Source organism: Sphingobium sp. SJ10-10, from assembly GCF_036038995.2.
Lineage (GTDB): Bacteria > Pseudomonadota > Alphaproteobacteria > Sphingomonadales > Sphingomonadaceae > Sphingobium.
The window spans coordinates 22,046-45,226 of sequence record NZ_CP158135.1; the positions used below are offsets into that span (position 1 = coordinate 22,046).

The 23,181-nt window shown below is 60.7% G+C and carries 23 protein-coding genes and 1 pseudogene; 17 read left to right on the forward strand and 7 right to left on the reverse strand.

Features of this window, described 5'->3' with window-relative positions; all coding sequences use genetic code 11:
• Positions 1 to 224: 224 nt before the first annotated feature.
• The 4 genes from VVT58_RS22000 to VVT58_RS22015 all read left to right on the forward strand — a co-directional run bounded on the left by VVT58_RS22000 (position 225) and on the right by VVT58_RS22015 (position 4,081).
• Positions 225 to 788, forward strand: a complete 564-nt coding sequence (locus tag VVT58_RS22000; RefSeq protein ID WP_327753022.1) for a hypothetical protein — start codon at positions 225 to 227, stop codon at positions 786 to 788.
• A gap of 368 nt (positions 789 to 1,156) precedes the next feature.
• Positions 1,157 to 1,582, forward strand: a complete 426-nt coding sequence (gene rnk / locus VVT58_RS22005) for a nucleoside diphosphate kinase regulator (protein ID WP_169576668.1) — start codon at positions 1,157 to 1,159, stop codon at positions 1,580 to 1,582.
• A 23-nt stretch (positions 1,583 to 1,605) separates the two neighbouring features.
• Positions 1,606 to 2,853, forward strand: a complete 1,248-nt coding sequence (locus VVT58_RS22010) for a Glu/Leu/Phe/Val dehydrogenase (RefSeq protein ID WP_240962538.1) — start codon at positions 1,606 to 1,608, stop codon at positions 2,851 to 2,853.
• A gap of 259 nt (positions 2,854 to 3,112) precedes the next feature.
• On the forward strand, positions 3,113 to 4,081 hold the full coding sequence (locus VVT58_RS22015; RefSeq protein WP_327753023.1) for a rod shape-determining protein: 969 nt from the start codon (positions 3,113 to 3,115) through the stop codon (positions 4,079 to 4,081).
• 347 nt (positions 4,082 to 4,428) lie between these two features.
• Here the strand turns inward: VVT58_RS22015 and VVT58_RS22020 are convergent, their stop codons facing one another.
• Entirely contained in the window at positions 4,429 to 4,992 is a 564-nt protein-coding gene (locus tag VVT58_RS22020; protein WP_169576672.1) for a hypothetical protein, read from the reverse strand.
• Positions 4,993 to 5,890: 898 nt separating this feature from the next.
• Between VVT58_RS22020 and VVT58_RS22025 the strand changes: the two genes are divergently transcribed.
• Positions 5,891 to 6,685, forward strand: a complete 795-nt coding sequence (locus tag VVT58_RS22025) for a pseudouridine synthase (RefSeq protein ID WP_327753025.1) — start codon at positions 5,891 to 5,893, stop codon at positions 6,683 to 6,685.
• Positions 6,682 to 8,298 (forward strand): FMN-binding glutamate synthase family protein, encoded by a 1,617-nt coding sequence (locus VVT58_RS22030; protein WP_327753026.1) that lies wholly within the window; start codon positions 6,682 to 6,684, stop codon positions 8,296 to 8,298. The genes VVT58_RS22025 and VVT58_RS22030 overlap by 4 nt, the downstream gene beginning before the upstream one ends.
• Positions 8,299 to 8,309: 11 nt before the next feature.
• Here VVT58_RS22030 and VVT58_RS22035 read toward each other — a convergent pair whose 3' ends face one another.
• Entirely contained in the window at positions 8,310 to 8,756 is a 447-nt protein-coding gene (locus VVT58_RS22035; protein ID WP_327753027.1) for an Lrp/AsnC family transcriptional regulator, read from the reverse strand.
• A 121-nt stretch (positions 8,757 to 8,877) separates the two neighbouring features.
• Between VVT58_RS22035 and alr the strand changes: the two genes are divergently transcribed.
• The 3 genes from alr (at position 8,878) to VVT58_RS22050 (ending at position 11,639) form a co-directional block, all read left to right on the forward strand.
• The gene (gene alr, locus VVT58_RS22040) at positions 8,878 to 10,020 is read left to right on the forward strand and encodes an alanine racemase (protein ID WP_327753028.1); all 1,143 of its coding nucleotides are present in this window, start codon (positions 8,878 to 8,880) and stop codon (positions 10,018 to 10,020) included.
• Positions 10,017 to 11,276, forward strand: a complete 1,260-nt coding sequence (locus VVT58_RS22045) for a D-amino acid dehydrogenase (protein WP_327753030.1) — start codon at positions 10,017 to 10,019, stop codon at positions 11,274 to 11,276. Before alr ends, VVT58_RS22045 begins: the two co-directional genes overlap by 4 nt.
• Positions 11,277 to 11,339: 63 nt before the next feature.
• Positions 11,340 to 11,639, forward strand: a complete 300-nt coding sequence (locus VVT58_RS22050) for a RidA family protein (protein WP_327753080.1) — start codon at positions 11,340 to 11,342, stop codon at positions 11,637 to 11,639.
• A gap of 31 nt (positions 11,640 to 11,670) precedes the next feature.
• Here the strand turns inward: VVT58_RS22050 and VVT58_RS22055 are convergent, their stop codons facing one another.
• The 3 genes from VVT58_RS22055 to VVT58_RS22065 all read right to left on the reverse strand — a co-directional run bounded on the left by VVT58_RS22055 (position 11,671) and on the right by VVT58_RS22065 (position 13,585).
• On the reverse strand, positions 11,671 to 12,318 hold the full coding sequence (locus VVT58_RS22055; protein WP_327753031.1) for a uroporphyrinogen-III synthase: 648 nt from the start codon (positions 12,316 to 12,318) through the stop codon (positions 11,671 to 11,673).
• 162 nt (positions 12,319 to 12,480) lie between these two features.
• Complete coding sequence (locus VVT58_RS22060; protein WP_327753032.1) at positions 12,481 to 12,882, reverse strand: hypothetical protein; 402 nt, start codon at positions 12,880 to 12,882, stop codon at positions 12,481 to 12,483.
• A gap of 154 nt (positions 12,883 to 13,036) precedes the next feature.
• Positions 13,037 to 13,585 carry an NUDIX hydrolase gene (locus VVT58_RS22065; protein ID WP_352000183.1) on the reverse strand — a complete coding sequence of 183 codons (549 nt, stop codon included), beginning with the start codon at positions 13,583 to 13,585 and terminating at the stop codon, positions 13,037 to 13,039.
• Positions 13,586 to 14,243: 658 nt separating this feature from the next.
• Between VVT58_RS22065 and VVT58_RS22070 the strand changes: the two genes are divergently transcribed.
• Together VVT58_RS22070 and VVT58_RS22075 are read left to right on the forward strand one after the other, a co-directional pair.
• Positions 14,244 to 14,375 (forward strand): hypothetical protein, encoded by a 132-nt coding sequence (locus VVT58_RS22070; RefSeq protein WP_327753034.1) that lies wholly within the window; start codon positions 14,244 to 14,246, stop codon positions 14,373 to 14,375.
• A 38-nt stretch (positions 14,376 to 14,413) separates the two neighbouring features.
• Positions 14,414 to 14,587, forward strand: coding sequence for a DUF465 domain-containing protein (locus VVT58_RS22075; RefSeq protein ID WP_327753035.1), 174 nt, complete (start codon positions 14,414 to 14,416; stop codon positions 14,585 to 14,587).
• Between the two features lie 123 nt (positions 14,588 to 14,710).
• Here the strand turns inward: VVT58_RS22075 and VVT58_RS22080 are convergent, their stop codons facing one another.
• A complete protein-coding gene (locus tag VVT58_RS22080; RefSeq protein ID WP_327753036.1) occupies positions 14,711 to 15,106 on the reverse strand; it encodes a hypothetical protein in 396 nt (131 codons plus the stop codon).
• Positions 15,107 to 15,548: 442 nt separating this feature from the next.
• On the opposite strand from VVT58_RS22080, the gene VVT58_RS22085 reads away from it, so the two are divergent.
• The 3 genes and pseudogenes from VVT58_RS22085 to VVT58_RS22100 all read left to right on the forward strand — a co-directional run.
• Complete coding sequence (locus VVT58_RS22085; protein WP_327753038.1) at positions 15,549 to 16,310, forward strand: LuxR family transcriptional regulator; 762 nt, start codon at positions 15,549 to 15,551, stop codon at positions 16,308 to 16,310.
• Between the two features lie 13 nt (positions 16,311 to 16,323).
• Positions 16,324 to 17,070: a LuxR family transcriptional regulator gene (locus tag VVT58_RS22090; protein WP_327753039.1), complete on the forward strand. Its 747-nt coding sequence runs from the start codon at positions 16,324 to 16,326 to the stop codon at positions 17,068 to 17,070.
• A 271-nt stretch (positions 17,071 to 17,341) separates the two neighbouring features.
• Positions 17,342 to 17,806: pseudogene (locus tag VVT58_RS22100) on the forward strand (type IV secretory system conjugative DNA transfer family protein); the annotation flags it as partial.
• On the opposite strand, the gene VVT58_RS22105 reads toward VVT58_RS22100, so the two are convergent.
• On the reverse strand, positions 17,806 to 20,697 hold the full coding sequence (locus VVT58_RS22105) for a Tn3 family transposase (protein ID WP_066553494.1): 2,892 nt from the start codon (positions 20,695 to 20,697) through the stop codon (positions 17,806 to 17,808). The pseudogene VVT58_RS22100 and the gene VVT58_RS22105 sit on opposite strands and share 1 nt — an antisense overlap.
• A 124-nt stretch (positions 20,698 to 20,821) precedes the next feature.
• On the opposite strand from VVT58_RS22105, the gene VVT58_RS22110 reads away from it, so the two are divergent.
• The 3 genes from VVT58_RS22110 (at position 20,822) to VVT58_RS22120 (ending at position 23,116) form a co-directional block, all read left to right on the forward strand.
• Positions 20,822 to 21,436 carry a recombinase family protein gene (locus VVT58_RS22110; protein WP_066553497.1) on the forward strand — a complete coding sequence of 205 codons (615 nt, stop codon included), beginning with the start codon at positions 20,822 to 20,824 and terminating at the stop codon, positions 21,434 to 21,436.
• A gap of 224 nt (positions 21,437 to 21,660) precedes the next feature.
• Complete coding sequence (locus VVT58_RS22115; RefSeq protein WP_237230225.1) at positions 21,661 to 22,206, forward strand: hypothetical protein; 546 nt, start codon at positions 21,661 to 21,663, stop codon at positions 22,204 to 22,206.
• Positions 22,169 to 23,116 carry a nucleotidyl transferase AbiEii/AbiGii toxin family protein gene (locus VVT58_RS22120; protein WP_066564454.1) on the forward strand — a complete coding sequence of 316 codons (948 nt, stop codon included), beginning with the start codon at positions 22,169 to 22,171 and terminating at the stop codon, positions 23,114 to 23,116. Before VVT58_RS22115 ends, VVT58_RS22120 begins: the two co-directional genes overlap by 38 nt.
• The last annotated feature ends 65 nt before the right edge of the window (positions 23,117 to 23,181 follow it).

The window sequence follows — 23,181 nt, forward strand, 5'->3', positions numbered from 1 at the left end:
TGGACTGTCAAACCTTTGCAAGCGACCGGAAGCCGCACATATTTTTTGGCTGTGATACACTCATTGGGCCGATACGGTCCTGAGTTGGGTCCTCAGTCCAAAAGGTCGGGGAGCGACTTGAATTAATATCGTAATGCGATATATATAAGGTGCCGTTCTGCTCGGAAGGAGGAGAAAATGGCGAGCCGGAGTCCGCGTTTTGATATGGGAGCGGGGCGATGCTTATGTTGAGCATCCTCCTTGGGTCTCTTGGTCTGGTTATAGGTAGTATCGCAGCAGCCGTTGCGATCTGTTGGACCGGTTGGACGCTGTTCCGCCTGGTGCGGCATCCCCAATGGGGGGCGCTCACCGTCGTGATCGTGCTGCTTTTGCTGTTCCCGAAAAGTTTCCAGAACAGCGAGTTGGTGCGAACCGCCATCGTCTTCGCCGGCGTTGCCGCTATCGCTCTGCTTTTCGTGGGTCGCGACGCGCCAACGCCGGGACCGGTCGGGCGTGATCGATCGGCAGATCGGCAGAAAAGTCCAGACTCGGCCAGAGAGGAGAAGATCATGTCGTCTAGTCCGCTTCGTCGGAAATACCCTGTGCTCATCGCGTGCATGGGCGAAGCCAAGCGCCCCAGTGCCCGCGAGGTCAAATCGGTCGCCAAGCGGATTATGCGCGAAGCGTTTCCCGAGCACGAGATCCGTCGGCAGAGCGGCACGCAGCTTTACCGCGATATGCTCCGTGCCGCTCGCTCCACCTTGGGCATGGGGCCGCGTTCGGCGCTGAAACAGGAGCAGGACGGATGATCAATAGTTCAACTCTCTGCGTCCTGCTGGTCGCCTGCGCTTTGGTATTAGGACGCATTTTGCTCCAGGATCGAGCGGCTGAAGATGAGCGCGAACACCATGAATTGTGACGTAAAGCCTCGTCGTTCGACGCGTTAGGGTCCCCAGGGCGACCGCCTGCATTGACTTCGCGTGGGGAAGACGACATCATCTAACGATGCACCTACGGATTGCTCTTTTGCGCTTCCGCCACCATGCGGGCCAACTTCTCGCGGGCAAATAGCCCCGGGTTCCGGTGCGGCACGCCCCGAGCTCGGGGCACACTCTCGATCCTATAATGCGTGCGGCCAGGCGGCTGCGCGTTCCTCGATTCCGAGAAGGCCAGCACCATGAAGACGACAAGCGCGGCCCGCAGGCCGTCCATCCATTTGATCGATAGTGAAGCGGACGCACTCACCAATCTTGCCTATAGCGTCGAAGAGCGCCTCCCCCAGGTCAGCGAGCTGCTCATCGGCGAGATCTCGCGCGCGACTATTCACAAGGCGGACCGTTTGCCCCGCGACGTAGTCGCGATGCTCTCGACGGTTGAGTTTAGCGATGCCGCGAGCGGGACGACGCGGACCGTACAACTCGTCTATCCGCGCGAGGCCGATATCTCGGCGGGACGCATATCCATTCTCACGCCGATAGGCGCGGGACTCATCGGCCTGCGCGAAGGCCAGTCGATTGTGTGGCCCGATCGCGAAGGCAATGAGCGCAAGCTGACCATCGTCAAGGTCACCCAGCATGGCCTGGCGCCAGTACCGACAGCTTGAGAGACGCAGCCATGATATCCTCGATGCTCGAGCAGGCGTTGACACGTCTGGATGATGCCGCACGCCATTTGCAACTTGACCAGGACGTGCTCGAGAAGCTCAAATATCCGCGCGAAACGACCAAAACGCGCTTGATGATCCGCATGGATGACGGCTCGCGCAAATCCTTCATGGCCTGGCGCTGCCGCTATGACGACACGCGCGGACCGACCAAGGGCGGGATTCGTTTCCATCCCGATGCAACGATCGATGAAGTCGAGACATTGGCGTTTTGGATGACGTTCAAATGTGCCGTCATGAATCTCCCGTTCGGCGGCGGCAAGGGCGCGGTCCAGGTCGATCCTCACCGCCTCTCGAAAGCCGAAATGGAGCGATTGTCGCGCGCCTATATCCAGGCCTTTGCCGGCATTGTCGGTCCGGATCGCGATATTCCGGCGCCCGACGTCTATACCAATTCGATGATCATGGGATGGATGGCCGACGAATATGCCACGATAGTCGGCAGGGTAACCCCGGCGGTTATCACCGGCAAGCCGATCGCGCTCGGTGGGTCGCTTGGCCGCGACGATGCGACGGCGCGTGGGGGCTTTTATCTGCTGCGCCACCTGGAGACCGAGCTCGGGGTGGGACCAGGCTCGCGCGTCGCCATTCAGGGTTTTGGCAATGCGGGCAGCCACATGGCGCGCCTGCTGAACGCGGCCGGCTACAAGATCATCGCCGTTTCCGACTCGCGAGCGGCGGTCGGCGCGTCGGACGGACTCGATATCAACGCGCTGTTGGAAGCGAAACGGACCGGCGGTCTGCAGGGCCTCGCCGGCAGCAACGGCATCACCGCGCTCGATCCCCATGCGATCGGCGGCATCGACTGCGACATCCTGGTCCCTGCGGCGTTGGAGAACCTCATCCACCGCGACAATGCCGATGATGTTCGCGCGAAAGTGGTTCTCGAGCTTGCCAACGGCCCCTTGACCCCAGAGGCGGATGACATCCTGTCGGCCAAGAACGTCATTGTCCTGCCGGATATTCTGGCAAATGCAGGCGGGGTGACCGTTTCCTATTTCGAATGGGTCCAAAATCGCCAAGGCTATTACTGGACCGTCTCCGAAATCCATGACCGCTTGAAGGCAAGCATGGAAGCCGAAGGACGCGCCATTTGGGAGCTCGCGGCGTCTCTTAGCATCGGCATGCGCAGCGCGGCCTATGTCCATGCCTTGCAGCGGCTTGCCGAGGCAATTGAAGCGCATGGGACACAGCAGTTCTTTACGTCGTGATGCGCCGCCTCCCGGCGGTCGCTTTCAACGCGTCCGTTCAAGATGGCCGCTACCGTCCGCATTCGCCACACATGAACTGAGGCTCTGAGTATCGGACGGAGTTTCGGCGCAATTGACGTTGTTCGATTTTGCGCGGCAGCGTTTAGCGGTGCATGCGTGGCCGCCAAGCGACTCTCTGCTGACCGAAGCAGACAATATAACCGGAGTGGGCTAGGCACGGGGAATGATAAGTTTGTTTTCTTGGAGAAGTGCGCCACGCTTGGCATTTGACGTCGGCACAGCGAATCTGCGCGTCATTTCATCCGAGGGCGGTATTCTGTTCGACGAGCCGTCGATCTGCTGCTTTGACGCGGATGATTATAACGCTGCATTGGTCGCAGCGGGCGCCAACGCGTTGCCGATGGCAGACCGTACGCCGCCAAAGCTGCGGATCGGCAGGCCCCTCCGTCGTGGCGTTCTGCAAGATCTCGCCGCGGCGCGGGCTCTGCTACGCTATGCTGGTGAATGTGTGGGTGTTCGCGGGCGTATATCGGCCCAATCAACGCTCATTGGTGTCCCGGCCGATGCTACTCAGGCCGAACGGCGCGCACTTATCACCGCTGCGCGTGACGCGAACCTCGGGGCTGTTCAGCTGGTCAGCGAACCGGTCGTTGCGGCGATCGGTGCAGGGCTTCCCATCATGGAGGCGACGGGCTGCATGCTGGTGGAGTGCGGGGCGGGAACGACCGAGGTCGTGGTCATCTCCCTGGGCGGTGTGTGCGTCAGCCGAACGGTGCGGGTCGGCGGAAACAGCCTTGACCAGTCTCTGGCAGATTTCCTGCATTTCCGCCATAAATTCTTGATCGGAGAGCAATCGGCCGAGAGACTCAAACTCGAACTCGCGGACGAACCCGTGACCGGATCTGGTGCGAACTGCGACATTCAAGTGCGCGGCCGCAGTATTGAGGCGGGATTGCCAACCGTCTTGACCTTGCCGCGGCAAGCTTTCGACGATGTCCTGGTGAAGCATTTTACCGTGATCGTCGAAGCAGTGGTTGACACATTGAACGAGACGCCTCCTGAGCTGAGTCACGACATTTTGGAGCGTGGTATCATTCTGACCGGCGGAAGTGCGCCATTTCCATTGCTTTCGACGATGTTGGCCAAGGCAACAGGGCTTGATGTCATGATCGCCGACGATTCCCGCTACTGTGTCGCGCGGGGGCTCCAGGCATTATTGGTGGGCTGATTTGCTGATGCGGTGCGACTGATCGAGTGGCTTTAATCCCGATGGCACCAGGACGCGGACGCTTAGCCGCCGCTCGATCCTTCGGAAAAGGTCAAGCACCCCCTCGTCATACCCGAAAAGGGATTCAGAACCCAATGTCTCGGCTATGCATGCGGACTGATCCAGATCAGTCCCGCCATGAGCGCAAGAGTTACAACGGCCGTCGTCCACCAGCGCCGCTTGGCCGGCCGAGTGAGCGCGAACGTCACTGCGTAGAGCATGGCGACTGCCAAGATGACCACCCATCCTAGGATTTCATCAAGGGTGAAGGGCCACCAAAGAAACGGCGTCCTGGTTTCGGGCATGGCTCATCTGCCCTCCAGCGATGCCTCGCCGCAGGCCAATTGATGGAGCCGAGTGACCATCGTCACCATGATGCGGCGAACCGAAATCGGAGCCCCTATCCGCGGATCGCACCACAGATCGGCATAGAGGTTCGCATAGGCGCGGAAGAACGCGGATCGGTCGCGCATGCCTGACAGATTCTCGGCTTCGACCAATGCATCGACGGCTCGCGCCGCAGCGGCCATAGGCAATCCCGAACCCGGTAGGTCCGCCATGACAGTGCGACGTTGGGCTTCAACCGTAAAGCGCGAAAGACCGGACTCAAAGACCTGGATCAGATCTTCCCGCAGGTCTGTTCCGCCGAGCCGACCTGCCCGGCGGAAGGCAAGTGCAAGTAACTGGTCATCGGCCTGTGGCGATAACTCAAGTCTTTCGATCCGACTCAAGCCATCATCTTCAACGCGCTTTGCGATCAGGATGCCGGAGGGCAGGCGCAGCACCTCATATGCCCGCCGCGCGGCCCGCTCTATCAAGCTGACTAAAAGGCCGGCCTGACATACGCTATTATTCGACAATTTCTTCTCCATTGGATGGACCCAAGCCAGCGCTTCACGCCGCCGACGGCGGCTCAGGGTCCTCCTCACCCGGGATAGGCGGAGCTGGCTTGCGCTGGGACGCGAAGGGCACAACGACCCTCGCGTCCGCAGTCTGCGTCGTACCGGTACGCGCCTCGTCTTTCGCGGACGCCACGTCTTTTCGATTCTTCTTCATGTCATGCTCCAAGGCGGCGATCGCCGCCGCCTTCCTCGACCTATGGGAAGGGTGATGACCCCGAGCCCTTCGATGGACTCGGGGAGGCTAGCCTCGGAGCTGGCGGCCTGCGTGGTGCGTCAAGCGCCCAATGGACACGACATCAGACATATCACCACTCAAGATGGACCAAATGGGCTCGATGTCAATCCATCGCCTTGATCTTGACTAACCCCGCTGGAATACCGATCTTCTTGTTATGAGCAGCTTTTCTTCCCGACGCTCTCGTGAGCTTCACGCCGGCAGCATCGTCGCGGGCTCCTGAGCCCCGGCCGGTGCCCGCCTTCGCGGGCACGACCGGGGCCACTCCTGTCCCTTGATGTAAGCCGCCGACTGCTCGTTCCGCTCGACCGACCTGCAGCCGACGGTACAGACCGGAGGTTAGAATGTCGGACTCCTTTGTGGTGGAAGCCAATCGTCGCGTTGTAGGCATCGCGATCCGCTGTCGCGGAGGCTATAAGTTTCATGCGTCAGAACCTGCATTTCGCGCGCTCGAGAAGCAGACGTTCCGCCGCGCGAAGAGCCTAGCCCACAGCGTCGGGGAGTTCGCCCGGAAACTGTTGGAAGCGGGCGACCCAGCAACGCGCACACTCCATTAAGCCGCGTTTGCACCGCTCATTGTACCGCCGGCACTGCATGCCAGCCCTTGCGGCTCCGCTACGTTGATAGGCACCCATGTCATTTTCCAAACCCAATACGGGTGCCTCTCCCGTAAAACGAGGGCGGGCTCGACCATCGGCCGATGTCGCCAGCCTTCCACGCGCTCTGTCGAAGCTTGGTTTTTGTTCACGCACTAAAGCCACAGCGCTGATCGAGGCAGGGCGCGTTATGGTCGATGGTCGCGTTGCACGATCGATGCGACAACGGGTGAATCTGAAAACGGCGCGGATCGTCGTTGATGGCGAGCGGTTGCGCGAGGAACCGAAAATCTATCTGAAGCTCAATAAGCCACGCGGGTATGTCACCACCTATCGCGATCCGAGCGGCCGCCCCACCGTATATGATTGTATGCCCGAAGAATTCCCGTTCCTATTCCCCGTGGGGCGTCTCGATCGGGCAAGCGAGGGGCTGCTGCTCATGACTAACGACACCCTTTGGTCCGAGCGCCTCCTCAATCCCCTGAATGGGGTGAGGAAGTGCTATCATGTCAAGGTCGACCGTGCACTCGAGCCGGACGACGTCCTCGCCATCGCTCAACCGGTCGACGATGGCGCGGATACATTGACCACCGCGTCCGTGCGGCTCCTGCGTCGCGGACCGCGCAGTTGCTGGCTGGAGATCGTCCTCACTGAGGGCCGTAACCGTCAGATTCGCCGGATCCTCGCTGCTAACGGGCTGAGCGTCATGCGCCTGGTGCGCGTGGCGTTTGCGGACCTTCCGCTTGGCGACTTACCGAAGGGCGGCATTGCCCTGTTCGACGGCGCTGAAGCATTGCGGTCGATCGAACCTTCTTCCGGGCCAGCGGCATGAGAGAGGCCGGCCGTTTCGCCGCCTGGGCGCTGTGCGCCGTCATCGCGCTGACCGCCTTCGCGCTCGTGCCGCATCATCATGGCTTGTGGAGCCTTGCCCTTGTCGCGTCACTGCTAGTTGCCCTGGGCGCCTGGGACTGGCGGCAGCCCAAACATAGCTTGCGGCGCAACTATCCGATCATCGCGCATATCCGCTGGCTGGTGGAGGCCGTACGGCCCGCGCTACGTCAATATCTTTTCGAGGCGGATGAAGAGGCGGTTCCCTTCTCGAGGTCACAGCGATCTCTCGTCTATCGGCGTGCCAAGGTTGAGCAGGACGATCAGCCGTTCGGCACGCTGCTTGACGTCTATCAGGATGGCTATGAGTTCATCAGCCACTCGACCAGGCCGGTTGACGTCCCCGATCCCAAGGAGTTCCGGATTATCATTGGCGGCGGTCAGTGCGCAGAACCTTACAGCGCGTCGATCCTGAACATCTCGGCGATGAGTTTCGGCTCGCTATCGGCCAATGCGATCCGCGCCCTCAACCGGGGCGCGATGCTAGGCGGCTTCTATCATGATACCGGCGAAGGCAGCATCAGCTCCTATCATCGCGAAGCGGAAGGTGATCTGGTGTGGGAGATCGGGAGTGGCTATTTCGGTTGCCGCGATGCGCTCGGCCGATTCGACCCTGAGAGTTTCGCAGTGCAGGCCGCCTCGGAGCAGGTCCGCATGATCGAGCTCAAGCTCAGTCAGGGCGCTAAGCCTGGCCATGGTGGCATTCTCCCGGCGGCAAAGGTCACCCCTGAGATCGCTGCGACGCGCCATGTCAGCGCGGGGCAGGACTGCATTTCTCCGGCCCGCCATTCCGCCTTTTCGACGCCTCTGGAGATGATGCTGTTTATCGCGGAGCTGCGGTCGCTCTCGGGTGGCAAGCCAGTGGGGTTCAAGCTCTGCATCGGCCACCCCTGGGAGTTCATGGGGATGGTGAAGGCGATGTTGGAAACCGGGATCTTCCCCGATTTTATCGTCGTCGACGGTGCCGAGGGCGGCACCGGCGCCGCGCCGTCGGAATTCTCGAACCATATCGGCGTCCCCATGCGGGAGGGCCTGTTGTTCGTCCACAATGTGCTGACGGGTGCGGGCATCCGCGATCGGATCAGGATCGGCGCGGCGGGCAAGATTATCAGCGCCTTCGACATCGCAAGCGTGCTCGCCATCGGCGCGGACTGGGTGAACAGCGCGCGCGGCTTCATGTTCGCGCTCGGATGCGTGCAATCGCTGTCCTGCAATACCAACCGCTGCCCGACCGGGGTCGCGACACAGAATGAACGCCGCCAGCGCGGTCTTGTCGTCGGCGACAAGGCCATGCGTGTGCAGCACTTCCACGCCAATTCCTTGCGAGCTCTTGCGGAAATGCTGGCCGCCGCCGGTCTGCGACACCCTTCCGAATTACGGCCGCACCATCTGGTGCGCCGCGTTAGCACCACCAAAGTGCAGCAATTCGCCCAGCTCCACGTCTTTTTGGAAAAAGGCGCTCTGCTCGCCCCTGGCTTGAACGACGGATTTTACGCGCAGAACTGGCGGCTCGCGCGCGCCGACAATTTCGATGCCCCTCCGGCACTCGCACTCTAACCCGCCGCGTCCTATCCGCGCCGCCCACTCCGCATTGCAAAACTGCTGGTGATCCGGGTCACACTCGGCAATCGGGACAGCACTTCCCGATGGAACCGTTCGTAATCGTCGATACCTGCAATTTGGATTCGCAGGAAATAGTCTCCCTCGCCTGTCATTAAATACCATTCGCGGATTTCGGGATGGCCGCGCACCGCAGCCTCGAATCGGGTGAGACAATCCTGCGTTTGCTGCGACAGAGTGACTTGGACCATGGCCGTTGTCCCCTCTTCGGGCAATGAGCCTCCGAGCAGGATGGTGTATCCACGGATGGCGCCGCTTCGTTCGAGATTGCGCACGCGACGCAAGCAGGCCGATGGCGACAAGCCGACCGCCTCTCCGAGCACCTGGTTGGTGACGCGGGCATTGAGCCGGAGCTGCGTGAGGATCTTTCGATCATAATCATCGATACCGGCCATCACATTTTCACCATTTTATGACGAATTATGCCGGTAAGCGGGTATATTTCGTCAATTCAAGCACAATATGAACACTAACTGATCAAGATCAGCGTTATGCTTTCTGCGAGAGGAAGGCAAATTGATACGCAGCATCTGCCCGACCACAGCTAGTCGGTTAATCGTCGATCTGGACGCATTGTGCGGGAATTTCTCCGCCCTGTCCCGCAGGTTGACGCCTGCATCGTGCGGCGCGGTCGTGAAAGCCAACGCTTATGGTTTGGGGGCGGTGCCAGTTGTTGAGGCGCTGCGCGCTGCAGGTTGCAGGTTGTTCTTCACGGCGCATCTGGCTGAAGCACTCGACCTGATGTCGGTTGTCGACCCGGCATGCGAGATCGTCATCCTCAACGGGCTGGATCCCGGTTGCGAGCCTGTCTGTGCAGAGCATGGTTTTGTGCCCGTCCTCAATTCGGTGGCACAGATTGAGCGCTGGCGCGATCTGGCAATCGCCAAGGGCCAGCGCCTCCCGGCCGCGTTGCAGGTGGACAGCGGGATGTCGCGGCTCGGACTGACCCTCGACGACGCCCAAGCGCTAAGCACGACCGCGATCGGCGACCATATCGATCTCCGGCTGATACTTACCCATCTTGCCTGTGCGGATGATCCGTGCCGAGAGGAAAACCGGACGCAACGCGCGCGTTTCGAGGAGATCACCCGCCTGTTCCCAGGAATCCCGGCCTCTATCGCGAACAGCGGTGCTGCTTTCCTGACACCGGACTTCCACCTGGACATCGCACGGTGTGGTATCGCCCTATACGGGGTGGCGCCAACATCGGCACAGCCGAGCGAACTGCGCACGGTCGTGCGCCTCGACGCGCGCATCATCCAAATCCGCGACATCGAAGTCGGCACGGGGATAGGCTACGGCTTCGACTATGTTGCGCGCTGTCCCATGCGGATCGCGACCGTCGGCGTCGGATATGCCGACGGCATCTCACGAAGGTTCGCACAGAGCGGCGCTGCCTGGTATCAAAAGCACCGCCTTCCGCTTGTCGGCCGCATCTCGATGGACAGTCTTGCCATCGACATTTCAGGAATGCCGGACGGCCTCTTACGCGAAGGAGGGTTCGTCGAACTGATCGGCCCGAACCAGTCACTGGAGGCCATGGCGGATGCGGTAGGAACGATTCCCTACGAGATCCTCACAGGACTCGGTCGTCGGCACGAGCGTCTCTACATTCAGAACGATCGGTCGGAACGCCATGCTGCCGGAGCATGGTCATGAAGGTTGCCGTGCTTGGCGCCGGCGTGATCGGCGTGACGACTGCTTATTATCTTCATCGCGCGGGCCATGAGGTGGTCGTTATCGACCGCCAGCCCGGTGCCGCGCTTGAGACGAGCTTCGCCAATGCGGGTGAGATCTCCCCTGGCTATGCTTCCCCTTGGGCCGCGCCAGGCATTCCCTTGAAAGCGATACGATGGCTGATGATGCGGCACGCCCCGCTCATCGTGCGGCCGCGCTTCGACATGGCGATGGCACGCTGGCTTTATGCCATGCTGCGCAACTGCAACGCCGGCAGCTACGCTCTCAACAAATCTCGGATGGTACGGCTCGCCGAGTTCAGCCGGGATCAGCTCGTCGAACTGCGCCAAACGCTCGCGATCGCATATGATCATCGCAGCATGGGTACTTTGCAGCTCTTTCGAACCGCCGCGCAAGCCGAGGCAAGTGTGAAGGATATCGCGGTCCTCGAACATTACGGCGTTTCCTATCAACGCCTGGACCAGGATGGCTGCATCGCGTTCGAGCCTGGCCTTGAGGCATCGCGCGACCGCTTCATTGGGGGGTTGCGACTGCCCGGCGACGAAACAGGCGACTGCCATTTGTTTACGAGGCAGCTGGCAGCGCATCTCGCCGGCAAGGGCGTAGAATTCCGTTATGATAACCGCATCGAGAAAATCCATGTGGAGCGCGGGAAGATCGCGCGGGTCCAAACCGATAAGGGGATGATAACGGCAGATCGTTATGTCGTCGCGCTCGCAGCGCACGGTACGGCCCTGCTCCGGCCACTAGGGATCGACATCCCGGTCTATCCCGTCAAGGGCTATTCGCTCACGGCGCAAATCGCCGATCCCTCGCGGGCGCCGGTGTCTACGCTGCTCGATGAAACATTCAAGATTGCGATAACCCGCCTAGGCGATCGCATTCGCGTAGGTGGGATGGCGGAAATATCCGGTTTTTCAACTGATCTGCCTGAGCGTCGCCGTGCAACGCTGGTCCATTGTTTATCCGACCTGTTTCCTGATGCAGCGCGTGCCAGTGGAATGTCCTTCTGGTCGGGCTTTCGCCCGATGACCCCGGACGGACCGCCGATCGTCGGCCCAACCGAAATAGCGAACCTCTATCTCAACATCGGTCATGGGACGCTTGGATGGACCATGGCGTGCGGTTCGGGCCACCTGCTGAACAGCCTCATCAGTGGCGAACCGCCCGCCATTGAAGCGGGCGACCTCGCCCTCTCTCGATATTTTCGGTCCTGAATAAAGGAGATTGCCATGACCATCCGCCATATGAACCCCGGCCCCCGCATGAGCTAAGCGACGATCCACGCTGGCGTCGTCTATCTTTCCGGCCAGATTGCAGCTCCGGGGGAAGACGTTGCTGTACAAACCAGGGCAGTGCTCAATGCGATCGACACGCTGCTGCAAGAGGCCGGATCGGATCGCGCGCATTTGCTTCAGGCGACGATCTGGCTCTCGGACATGGCCGATTTTCCCGTAATGAACGAGATTTGGGAAAAGTGGCTGACGGACGTTAAAGCACCGGCGCGCGCGACGGGCGAGGTGAAGCTCGCAAGCCCCGATTATAAAATCGAGATCCTGGTGACCGCCGCCCTACGGTGATCGCACGCCGCAAGGACGGCGCGCGCATCTATCAGGCGCGCGCGGTGGCGGTCGACGGGGCGTGCTTACCGCTCTCGCCGACCAGGGCAATCAAGGCATTTTCCGTGGGAAATTGTGCCACCAGCACCGGCGCCCTGGTCACTGCGTTGATCGGCTCTGCCGCCGCGTGGGAGATGCAAAAGGCGGTACCGTGCCAAAGATCTCCGCATTCCACGAGAAAGCGGGCCAAACGCCGCCCGGCTTTCGGCGAATGTACCAAGACACCGTCGATCCAGGGCAGTGCGGCAAGTGCCGGCCGGAGCGTGCTGCTTGGGACGTCCAGGCTTTCGTAAACGGCGACATGCCGCGCGGAAAATCCTTGGCCGACAAGATCGCGCGCAAGGTCGCCCGCAGGCTCCGCCGCGCCAAGATGCACAATGGACGATCCCCGCGCCGCACGGGCAATAATGAGGTCGTAGAGATCGCTGACGTTACCGTCGGCAGAGGCTACGTTGCGATAGCCTGCATCCCGTGCGGTCCGCGCGGTCCGCTGGCCGACGGCATAAACCGGCACTTCAGCCATTTTCGGGTCGAACAGATGATGAGCGACGCCGTGCGTGCTGGTGAAAACCAGCGCGTCCGGCGGTTTGGAAAGGGACTCATGAGAAACGGGGTGGATGGCGAGGACCGGTGCGATCAACGGCTCGTGCCCGGCGGCGCGCAAATGATGGCCGGTTAGGAAAGCATAGGGCGAGGACCGGGTCACCCAGAGAAAGGGCGGCGAAGGCATGGCGATCTCCCGGCACTGCAACAGGTCAAGACAATCGTGCGGGGCCTGGCTCCGTACGATGTCGGCAGCCGGTCAAGCGGCTTGGCTGAGCGGGCTGGCAATGTCCCAATAGACATCGCCCCAGGCAGCGCAAAGGCGGTCTGTCGCATCGGCACCAAGCACATCCTGGAAAACCGGCTTCAGCACGTCTCCGGCGACTGCATAACCCGAACGATGAATTTGGAAACTCTCGAGCTGATCCGAAAAGCGTTCCCTGGCATCAGGTGCGCCGATATTGCTCGCGATGTCGCGAACAAACGTCGCAATGCTCCCGACGCATTGGGTGTTGAAGTCAGATTCCTCCTCGTCGGCGGCCTTGCTCGACCTCCTCTTGAGTTGGTTATAAATACCAAGTGCGATCTCGTCGGCTGCGGCGGTTACAAGATCCGCAGAGTTCGCAATAGTCGCGACGGTAGCGTCATTAAATGGCTTCACGATAAGCTCCTTACGGGCGCGGCACTGAAAGCACCGGCGCGCGCATCCTCGAAAAAGAAGGAGAATAGCGGTCAATGTCAGGCCCTGACGGCGTACCGTCAGGGCGAATTAGCGCGCGAGCGCGCTGCTGCCGCGGCGGAATGTTTGACGGAAGCTATGATTGTCCCGAGCCATGCCACCGACATAGGCTTGGGGGGCCCGATAGACAAGGCGAGAACCGCCGGCAGCACGATCCATGACAGGCGATCGATATCGGTATGTTGACGATCAAATCCGCCAGCTCTTCCTCCTCGACCTGGCTTGCCGCCTGCGTGCGGGCGAACCACTGCAGGCGCCGCTTCGACCGCTCCGGCCCATCCTTCGATTGCGTGACAGATCGCATCGGAAAGACCGTCACCTCGCAAGGCACATCATCACCACCCGCGCCCATATGCTTGTCATACCGGTACGAACCGATCGGTTGCGGCAGGAGATCGCCTTTTATGCCCGCCTCCTCATAGGCTTCGACGGCGGCCGTCTGTGGCCCGTCCATATCTGGGATAGGCCAGCCCTTTGGGATGACCCAGCGCCGGGTTCTGCGGGACGTTATGAGCAGAATCTCAAGCTCGTCGCCGTTCACCACGCGCATTGGCAACGCGGCATATTGGACATACAGTCCGCATTCGTTGCGGACAAACTTCAGTGATCGCGCGTTCTTCAACACTCTAACTCGGCGGATGCTTTCGAACGCAAGATCGTCGAAAGACAGTTGGAAGGCGTCTGACTTTCCCCGAACGCCCGCCAAAGGGACGTCCGGCTACCGGCGTGCCTGGACGCGCCTAACCCTTTCAAATGACCGCGAAACATCCTGTGCCATCCAGGCAATCTATGCTCGACCACCAAGAAGTCAACGGCACCCTGTTACAACCGCAGCCGGCGAATTCTCGGGCGTGCAGCACTTGACTTACAGTGGATATCTGGCATCCTTAAGCCGTCATGAAAACTAGCCCGGTCATGCTGGCAACGCCGCCTAGAAAGAAGCCAATCATCAGCCTCTGAGCCCTATTCGACTTTTCAGTCGGTTAGGGCGTTACACAATTTGCTAGTTCCTCAAGATATAAATATTCGATCTTAGTGAATCTTCTTCTTTGAGAAGAACGAATTCTTCTTCGCAATATTTTCGACACCGCGCGGCAAGCGGCGTTCACGCGTGCGCGCCGATTGCCGGATTCACGGTGAAGCAGGGATCGATCATGGCATTTTCCCCCTATCTCAGGCTCCCCCCCGAACCGCTTCCTTATCCCTGATCGGACGCCGCTGTCCGATCAGGCGCACGATGTGGATGACATCACCATTGGGTGATCATGAGAAGGACTAAGTTCATGGGTAAGAAGAAAATGTCGGGGAGCCGCGAGCCTCGCAAGCCGAAAAAGGAGAAGCTTCCTAAGTCGGCCGGCAACACGGTCAGCAATGTTCTGAGCGGAGACAAGGTATCGGCGAAGACGAGCAAATAACTCGTCTATCCCATTTCATTCCAGAAAAGGAGGAGCATATGTCTGCTCGACTTATTGAACGGTTGAAGGCCGCTCATGAGAGGATCAATAAGCAGATCGAGTTTGAGAGAAGCGTTCTGCAGCCCGACGAAGCTCGATTGAGCAAGCTGAAGAAGACCAAACTCTCGCTGAAGGACCGCATGGCGCGCATTTCGGCGAGCCTGGCCATCTAAGATGAGGCGAAGGCCGGCGAACCTATCGCCGGCCTTCGTTTAGCTAGACTAAGATGATCAACTGACGCCAGGTTTCATGCCTGATGGCGCCGATGGCTACCACCCGACATGAAAGGCGCGCAGTCAGCTCACGAGCCACCACAGTGCTCCGACGGCGACGAATGGGAACGCCAGCAAGACCAGCAACGATTTGACCGGTGCTCGGAAAATATGCCCATGATCCTCGTGAAACGCCTCCAAGGGCTTGGACAGCTGTTCATCGGTGGTCATCAGCGCCGTGTCGATTAAGGGCAATTTGGGAAATATCTCAATCAGAGTGGCAAGTTCGGACGCGCTTATCGCGGGATACCGTAGCAGAAGCTGTTCAACAATAACCGTATCGTCGGCGCGTGATCTTAGCTGTACTTGGAAAGGGGAGTTCATCGAAAGAGTCCTCAAGCATAAACAGGCCGCCGCCCAAAGCGTGACCGTCGCATGAAAATCGGATTCCGCCGTCTTTGATCGATCACGTTCAATCAATGGTCGAACGTCTCGTCATCCTTATGTCCCGAACGCTGCAGCTGGCGAAGCGCGCGTTCGGCTACTCGCAGATTTTGAGGAAGCGAGGCTCCAGCCTGGTATCGTCGCCACAGATGCTCATACGTCCAACATGGCTGTCTTACTGCATTGTTTCAAGCTCAGCTTGCGCTCGCTTTCCTCTCGGCCGCTCTTCCTGATCGCAGCTTCTGCGACGGTGGTAAGTGGAACAGACATCTCAGAACCCAGCTGGAGGTATGCTAGCACGCTCGCAGAAATGCTTGGCCTCAGACTTGTTCGCCGGCGACTCCACTAGCGGCAACCTTCATCGGCGATTAGTTCTGCGCGGCGTGTTGCGAATCGTTCTCAACTCATCGCAATAATGGCTGGGCTGGCCGCTTAGCGCTGGACGATATGTCGCCCGGGCGACGAGCTTCGACCGTCTATGGCGAACAGGATACAAGACTGCAGCCGCCTGGACGACCTCACGCGTTTCGCACAGGAATGTGCGCGTGTTGAAAACCTCGGCGATCTGCAAAGCACCATCGATGCGGCCGTGCGCGAACTTGGTTTCCGTTGGTTCACGCTGCTCCACAATGTCGATCTTCGGCACGGAGGCGCGCAGCGCTTGTTCCTCACCACCTATCCGCCGGCCTGGCTCGAGGAGGTGCTCGAGGAGCGCCACTATATCGAGGACCCCATCCACGCGGCCTGCGCCCGCACGCCATCGGGGCTCGCCTGGGATCGGGTGGGCGACGTGCTTGAGCTTTCGTCGCGCCAGCGAAGCATCCTGAAACGCGCCAGGGATCATGACCTTGCAGCGGGCTATAGCTTGCCGATCAGGACGCCGGGTGAGCCTGAGGCGATTTTCACCGTCGCCCGACCGCGCGATGAACCGTTGGATGCGGCGGAAATTCTAACCGCCCGATTGCTGGGTTCGGTCGCCTATGACCGGGCGCGCCAACTGCTCGGCGAAGAGATGCGGACTTTGGCGTTCGTTTCCCTCAGTCCGCGCCAGGTCGAATGCATCGCGCTTGTGGCCCAGGGGAAGAGCGATTGGGAGATTGCCCAGATCCTCGGGCTTAGCCGCGACACCGTGCATGAATATGTTGAATCCGCGCGTCGGCGCTACGGCGTTCGGCGCCGAACGCAGCTAGTGTTGCGCGCGGTTCGCGACGGTCATCTCAACATGGACGCGCTCCTCTGATCTCGCTTGGGCCATGATGATCGGGCTTGGCCAACTTCAGGAATTCTGCGCGGTCGCCGCGGCAATCCAAGACAGCCAAGCACTCGCCGGTGTGATGGCCGAGATCACGCGTGAGATGGGTTTTCGGTACTTTGCCCTGGTGCACCATATTGACCTCAAGCCAGCGGTGAGCTCGGTCCACATCGTCGATTATCCACCAGAATGGGTGGAGCGCTTCCAGGCGCGTCGCCTGTATGCCAGTGATCCGATCCACCGTGCCAGCCATCGCACCAATGTCGGTTTCGCCTGGTCGGCGGTGCAATCCCTGATCACGCTCAGCGCTGCTGATAGGGCAATCCTCGCGGAGGCGCACGCCGCCGGGCTGGGCGATGGCTTCACGGTTCCTGCCCATATTCCGGGGGAAGTGAATGGGTCCTGCTCATTCGCCATGGGGTCAGGCGATGTGCTCGATCAACGACAGTTCCCGCTCGTCCAGCTCATTGGCAGCTTCGCATTCGAAGCCGCGCGCAGACTGTCCCGGCAAACCCAAGCTCCATGCGAAGGCCCTAGCCTGACTGAGCGGCAGGCTGAATGTGTAGCGCTGGTCGCGCGCGGGAAGACTGACTGGGAGATCAGCCAGATCCTCGGCATCGGGCAGGAAACGGTGATCCAGCACGTCAAGGATGCGCGCGACCGCTACGGCGTGACGAAGCGCACGCTGCTGGCGATCCGCGCCTTGTTCGATGGACAGATCAGCTTCGCAGATGTTTTCGGGCGATGATCTCCCCAGGACAGGGGATAACCGAAAGGACGCGGGCCTGATCGACTGACCGCCTCACCAAAGGAGGCTGTCATGCATATCGAAACCGGCGCTGCCCGCGCCATGGAGATCCTCGACGTCGCTAGTCTTCTCGCCCTTGCAGGCTCATGCGCGCCAAGCGTGGCGCCTGAGACGCTGATCTCGATCGTTCACACGGAAAGCCGATTCAACACGCTGGCGATCGGGGTCAACAGTCCGGGTGCGCGCAAGCCGGTGCCGGCGACGAGGGCACAACCCCGTGGTCGATGCCGCGACCTCGGCAAGCGATTTCGACCTGCGCGAAGTCCGGGCGCGGCGCATGTCGATCTATCTCGGTGTCTCGCCCGACAATATCGACCGGATCGCGCCGGTTTACAGCCTCTTCCTGCAGCAGCTGGTGGATCTCAACACGCGCGATTTGCCCGACGCTGCCAGCAATGTCCCAGTCCTGATCCTGCTCGATGAATTCGCAAGGCTGGGGAAGGCCTCGGTCATCGCGGGCGGCTTTTCCTATGTCGCTGGATACGGCTTGCGCCTGCTGCCGGTGATCCAGAGCCGGGCGCAGCTGCGGGCCATTTATGGTCCCGATGTTACCGACGAAATCATCGCCAATTGCGGCCTTGAGGTGGTGTTCACGCCCAAGGAGCTGAAGGTCGCGAACGAGCTGTCGGAGCGGCTCGGCTCCTTCAGGGGGCGTTTGCGGGAGGGGGCGAAAACCTACGCTAAGGATTTTGGCCAGCGATATTCGCCGGTGAGGTTGATGTGTTCCCAGCCCAGTGGTGAGACATGGGCGAGGAGATCGGGCGCGACGGCGGCGCCATTAGCGGCTCGGCTGCTGACGACCTCTCCGAGCTTCATCGTATTCCAGAAGATGATGATGGCGGCCAGCAGGTTCATGCCGGCGATGCGATAATGCTGACCTTCTCCCGATCGATCCCGGATTTCGCCGCGCCGATGGAAGCTGATCGCGCGCTTCAGCGCATGATGGGCTTCGCCTTTGTTGAGGCCGATCTGGGCTTGGCGCTGCAAGCCGGCGTCGAGAATCCAGTCGATCATGAACAGAGTCCGTTCGACACGGCCGACTTCCCGAAGAGCAAGGGCCAATTCATTCTGGCGAGGGTAGGAAGCCAGCTTGCGGAGAATCTGGCTGGGGGCGACCATGCCGGCGGCGATCGTGGCCATGACGCGAAGGATGTCGGGCCAGTTCCGCTCGATAAGCGGCTCTTTGATTTTCCCGCCGACCAGGCCCCGCACATTGGCTGGCGTCGCACCGGGGGTGAAGGCATAGAGCCTTTTTTGCGGTAGGTCGCGGATGCGCGGCGCGAACCTGTAGCCGAGAAGTGAGCAGGCGGCGAAGACGTGATCGGTAAAACCGCCGGTGTCAGCGAAATGCTGACGGACATGGCGGCCTGCGTCGTTCATGAGCAGCCCATCGAGAATATAGGGTGCCTCGCTGACGGTCGCCGGAATGACCTGGGTAGCAAACGGTGCATATTGATCGGAGACATGGCTGTATCCTTTCAGGCCTGGGATATTGCCGTATTTGGCGTTGACCATGTTCATCGCTTCGCCCTGCTCGGTGGCGAGGAAGAATTGTCCATCGCTGGAGGCGGAGTGCCCCTGTCCCCAGAATGCGGCCATGGGAAGCGTACCATGCGCCTCGACTATTATGGCAAGTGCCCGATCATAGGAACTGCCTTCGACATGCCAGCGTGCGATCCGCAGCAATTCCCAGAAACTGTGCGTGTTGGTCGCAGCCGCCATCTTGCGCAGGCCAAGATTGACGCCCTCCGCCAGCAGAACGTTCATCAGCCCTATCCGGTCCACGCAGGGCGCGCCGGTGCGCAAATGGGTGAAGGCTTCGGAAAATCCGGTCCGCTCATCGACTTCCAATAACAGGTCGGTAATCCTTGCGGGCGGAAGCTGCCGGTATAGATCGAGCACGAGATCCTCTGCACCTTCCGGCGTGTCGGCCTTGAGCTTGTCGATATGAAGCCTGCCATTCTCGATGATGCCGCCGGGGATCGCCCCGGCCCGGGCCGCACGACCCAGTTCCTTCAACCGTTCATCCAGTCGGGCCTTGCGTTCCGCCAGCCATTCATGCGGTCGCAGCGGCACGGTGAGGCGAGCGGTCTGTTCTATCAACTGGGCCGGGACCAGTATTTGCTTGAGGTCGGCATAGCGACGCGACCCCGCCAGCCATATGTCGCCGGACCGAAAGGCATCGCGGATATGGAACAGCACCGCGATCTCCCACAGCCGGTGGTCGCCGACGGGTTGAGCGCGAAGATGGCGATGCCATTTCGAGTTCGGGCGGAGGAAGTCGATTGGCGGCGCGGCTTTGATCCCGCGTTGCAGGATTGCGACTGCCGCCAAAAGGGGCGTGGCAATCGGCGCCGCCTGCATGTTGAGCAGGCGCAGCATCCGGGGTGCGTAGAGGCGGAAGCGGTGATAGCCGTCCAGCACGCGGCTGAGCGGATCGGCCGCAAGTACGTTGGTCAGTGCGGAGGCTGTGGCGACGAGGGTTCTGAACCGCTCCCAGCCAAGCCCCATGGCGATGATCCCGTCCAGCGCCGCGCCATCGTCCTGTGCCCCCAGCAATGCGCCGCCGATTTCGGCAAAGGATTTCAGCGTGTCCCGCACGGCCGCCTTTTCGTCGGCGATCCTGGTGCTGCAAAGGCGCTCGGACGCTCGATAGAGGCGACCGACGATGCGGTCATGGGTTTCCACGACGACATCGGCCAGCGATGCCCGCCATTCCAGCGCACACACCGCGAGGATCGCTAGCCGCCTTTCTTCGGGCAGGTCGCGCATACCATCTGCATAATAGCGCTCGCCCTGCCGGCGCAACCGGGCCACTCTGTGCGGCGGCACACCGGACACGAGGTCTGCGGGAAGATCGACGTCCTGGAGATATTCCAGTCGATCCATCAGCCGGTTGGCAGCGGCGGAGTTCGCGCCCACCTCAAATTGCCGCAGCCAGACAAACCGGGTAATACGGCCGTCCACCGTATCCTCCAGCAGGCAAGCCAATTGCTCGCCGAGGGCGGGCGAGATCCGTCCAGCGATACGCTCCTCAATGCGGCGCTCGGCATCGACCAATGCGTCGGCGCACAGCCGCTCGAACGTTGAGGGCGCCGGAAGAATCGTGCGGGTGCGGCGGCATTCCACGACAAAGCGGCGGGCGAGATCCTCGTTCGATGTTGCCGTCTCGGCCTCTCGCGCGATCCATTCACGCAGATCCCGCGCGCCGCGACCTGAAAAGGCCCGGTAGCCATAGATTCTGCGCAGGTCTGCCAGATGCTCGTGCCGCGTTTCCTCGCGCGTGGCATAGGGCAGCAGATCATCGCCACTCAGCCCGAGTTGGGCTGCGATAAAATCTGTCACTGGCGCCGGGATCACTTCGCCCGGTGCCAGCACCCGACCGGGAAAGCGTAGCACGCACAGTTGCAGTGCGAAGCCGAAACGGTTGTGGTCGCGACGACGCTGCCGGATATGCCCGAGATCCTCATCGCTGAGGGTGTAATGACGCAGCAACTCGCCCTGATCGACCGGCAAACGGAGTAGCGCGTCGCGCTGGCGATCGGTCAGGGTCACGCGACGGGGCATGCATGTTCCTTTTCTTTCCGACTCAATGTTTGAGATAGCTTGATTGCGATGCTGGTTGAGATACACAATGGCGTAGTCAAATGCCTATGCTCGCCCCGCCACCTCAAACCTTCGTTTGTGATCCATGCTGATCGGCTATGCCCGCGTCTCCAAAGCCGATGGCTCGCAGTCGCTCGACCTGCAGCACGACGCCCTCCATGCCGCCGGCGTCGGGCCGGATAAAATCTATGATGATCGCGCGTCCGGTAGCCGCGATGACCGCCCCGGTCTCGCCGCCTGCCTCAAATCGTTGCGCGCTGGCGACGTCCTGATCGTCTGGAAGCTCGATCGGCTCGGCCGAACGCTCACCCATCTTGTCAACACGTTGCAGAACCTGTCCGATCGCGGCATTGGCTTGAGGGTTCTCACCGGCAAGGGCGCGCAAATCGACACCACGACGCCGTCGGGCCGCATGGTGTTCGGCATTTTCGCCACGCTGGCGGAGTTCGAGCGGGATATGATCCGCGAGCGCACCATGGCTGGCCTGGCCGCTGCTCGCGCGCGCGGCCGAAAGGGAGGCCGCAAGTTCGCCTTGTCCAAGGCTCAGGTGCGTCTCGCCCAAGCCGCTATGACCCAGCGCGACACGTCCGTCTCCGACCTCTGCAAGGAACTCGGGATCGAGCGCGTCACTCTCTACCGCTATGTCGGCCCCAAGGGCGAACTCCGGGACTATGGAAAGCGCGTCCTCGGCTTAGCGTAGGATTTCGCCCCCTCCCGCAAATGACCCCATGATCGCGCCCTGCCAGAGTGATTGGCACGAGCCGAGGCTGCAGCCGGGTGGCTGCGGCCGCGAGTGCGTGGCCCTGGCCCGCTTGTGATTTCTACCGCCAACGCCTATATAGGATGCCGTAAAGGTCGTATTTTGGTTTGCACATGACTTCGCTGGCTGATCAGATTCTCGAGCGCCTTGATGGAGGCAGGGCATTGAATAGGAGCGAACTCCTGCTCGATGCCGATTATGATTCTGTCGGCCGCGCGCTTCGCCAGCTGATGAAGGACAAGCGTATCGAGCGGGTGGGACGTGGTCAATATCGCAAGGCTGAGTCAGGCAAGCGCGCTCCGATTACCGAAACGATCGCCGATGCCATCGGCAGGAAGGTTCGCCGTTCCAAGCGGAATGTTTTCCTGCGCAGTGATTTCGCGCCGCTGGGAAGCTATGATGCGATCGGCCGGGCATTGCGGCAAAAAGCCAGGGACGGACAGCTCGTCCAGATCGGTTACGGTCTTTATGCCAAGGCCGAGGTTTCGCCCTTTACCGGTAAGCCGGTTCCGATCGTTGGTATCAAGAAGCTCGCGACCGAGGCGCTTGGGCGTCTTGGTAAGAAGGTGGTGCCTTCCTCGTTTGAAGACGCCTATAATCGTGGCCGTTCGACGCAGGTGCCAACGGGCCGGACAGTGGCGATCGAGGATCGGGTTCGGCGCAAGATAGGGTATGACGGAAATTATGTCGTTCTCGAACGCACCCGATGATGCCCTGCTGGGCCGCGTCGCAGGTGCGCTCGCTGTCGATGAAGCCTTTGTGGAAAAGGACTGGTTCGTTGTCCAGGCTATAGAGGGGCTGTCAGGCTTGGCGACGGAGGATTTCACTCCCGTCTTCTCAGGCGGCACGTCGCTGCTCAAGGCTCATGGGCTCATTCGTCGTTTCTCCGAGGACATCGATTTCAAACTACTGCTGTCAGACAGCTTCCTTGCGCGCAGCCGAAACCAGCGCAGACAGGCGCTAAAGTCTTTCCGGGATGCCATGGTGGATGCGTGGAAGGAGATGGGTTTCGAGGTCACCTCCTGCATCTCGCGCGATGAGCATCGCTTTATCGAGCTTGCGATGACCTATCCGACCAACCTGGAACCACATGGCTCCCTGCGGCCGCATATTCTGACTCAGATTTCGGCTAAGCCTCCCCGGCTAACTGTCCAGCACAAGGCGGTGGCGTCGTTCGCTGGACAATATGCTCGGTCTGCGCCGGAGGTACCGAACATTGCCTGTATCGATCCGGTCGAGACGGCGGCCGACAAGCTGAGCGCCTTCTCGTGGCGGATGCTGCTGCGCGACCGCGCCCATGCGGACGACGATCCCACCATTGTCCGCCATTTACATGACTTGGCGGCATTGGAGCCGCTGGCAACTGGGGATCGTCAGTTTCCGGCGCTGCTGAAGTCCGTCTTGGAGGATGACAGCGACAGGGGTGGCGGGGGCGTTGCGGATCTGACACCTAAGCAGCGGCTCGCGGCGATGCGCGAAAAACTCGCTGCTGATCCTGAATATGCGCAGGAATATGCGCGGTTTGTGGGCGGCATGGCTTTTGCCGGCGATGCCGATGTTCCTGGATTTGACGCTGCGGTAGCAGCGGTGGTCCGTCTGTGCGAGCTATTGGCAGATTGAGGCCTGCAAGGGTTTCTCAACGGCCAGAGATAAGAGATCGTTGGCGAAGATCGTGGTGGACTGCC